This window comes from Archangium sp. (genome assembly GCF_036389735.1).
Taxonomy (GTDB): Bacteria; Myxococcota; Myxococcia; order Myxococcales; family Myxococcaceae; genus Archangium.
Map to the genome: position 1 here is coordinate 1 of NZ_DASVWK010001038.1, position 1673 is coordinate 1673.

Here is a 1673-nt window from a genome sequence, read left to right on the forward strand (position 1 = left end):
CCTGCCCGCTCTCCGCGCCTCGCACCCAGCGCGGCACCTTCACCGGCTCCAGCCACACCTTCACGCCATCCGCCTCGAAGGCGCGCCTGGCCCACTGCACCGCGGCCGCCTCGCCCTCACTGCCGGACAGGCGAGGGCCCACCCCATCCGTCAGCTCCGCGAGCCGCGCATACGCATGGCCCTCGGTGAGCGCCGCCCCCACCAGTTGCCCCGCCACCTGTGGCGAGGGGCCCGTGTCCTTCGTCGCGGCCGGGGCCGGCGCCTTCGGCGTGGCGGTGAGCAGGGACAGCAGGGCGGCGGACAGCGGCAGGGCCGAGGGCACGTCGGGACTCCGGGAAGAGAGGGGAGCCGCACTCTCTTCCCGCGCCCGCTTCCTCCGCAAGCGCCACCGCTTCGCCGACGGCGTGCGGTACGTCAGCACCGGGCAGGGCGCCAGCCGCACCACCTTCTCCGCCACGCTGCCCACCCTCATGTGCGACAGGCCCGTGCGCCCGGCGCAAAGGCCGCTCCCCCCTCGCCTCTGACGCAATTCCCGCACCCGGCCGTCCCCTCCCCCGCCCGCCCGATGACGCCCCGCGCTTCCCGCGCGATACTCCCCCGAGGAGGAATGGGATGAGCAGACTCCGATGGATGTGGCTTCTTCCGGTTCTCGGCATGGCCGGGTGCGAGCCGTTCACGGCTTGGTTCGACTACGCCGCGGATGACCCGAAGCTCCAGTACGTCGGGCGCATGGACTTCTCCGTTCCCAACGATCCCACCGAGCCCCAGGGCCCCCGGTACGCCTTCCCGGGCACCACCGTCCGCTTCCGGTGCAACTGCACCGGCGTCGACGTGGCCTTCAAGGACCTGGGCACGGGCGATGCGCAGAACACCATCAACTTCGTCAACGTCATCGTCGACGGCAAGACGGAGGCGACGGTCGAGCTGAAGCGGGGCGACCCTCAAATCCTCAAGGGTGCTCGCAACCTGATGAAGGGCGAGCACACCATCGAGATCGTCAAGCGCACCGACTCCGCCGCCGGCACCGTCCAGTTCATCGGCGTCAGCCTCCAGGGCATCATGCTGGACCCGCCGCCCCCGCCCGAGAAGCGGCTGGAGTTCATCGGCGACTCCGTCACCTGCGGCTACGGCAACGAGCTGCGCATCGACGACCCCAAGTACATCGGCTACCGCTCGAAGAACCAGGACATCTCCAAGGCCTACGGCTCCCTCCTCGGGCGCAGGTTCAACGCCGAGGTGTTCCACACCTGCCTCCAGGGCCGGGGCATCTACCGCGACACCGCTGGCGACACGAACCAGGCCCTCCCTCCCTTCTACCCCCGCCTCTTCCCCGACGCGGACGACTCGCCCCGCTGGGACTTCGAGCAGTTCGTCCCTGACGTCATCGTCATCAACCTGGGCCTCAACGACTTCAGCACGCCCGATGAGTCGGGGCTGCCGACCGCTCCGAGCGACCCACAGGCGTTCAAGGACGCCTACGCGGCCTTCATCCGGGAGCTCTTCATGTACTACCAGACCAATCCCAACCTCCAGATTGTCTGCGCCGTCGGACCGATGCTGAACGACTTCTACCCGGAGAAGCGCGCGCACTGGACGCGCATCCAGCAGTACGTCTCCGAAATGGTCGAGGAGGTGCGTGCCGCGGGCTACACGAACGTCCACTACTTCGCCCA

At 69.0% G+C, this 1673-nt stretch carries 1 protein-coding gene and 1 pseudogene; one reads left to right on the forward strand and one right to left on the reverse strand.

What is annotated here, in order from left to right:
* Nucleotides 1–457: pseudogene (locus VF794_RS37095) on the reverse strand (hypothetical protein); the annotation flags it as partial.
* 155 nt (nt 458–612) lie between these two features.
* Between VF794_RS37095 and VF794_RS37100 the strand changes: the two are divergent.
* Nucleotides 613–1673: SGNH/GDSL hydrolase family protein (locus VF794_RS37100; RefSeq protein ID WP_331117976.1), on the forward strand; the 1061-nt coding region annotated here is incomplete at its 3' end.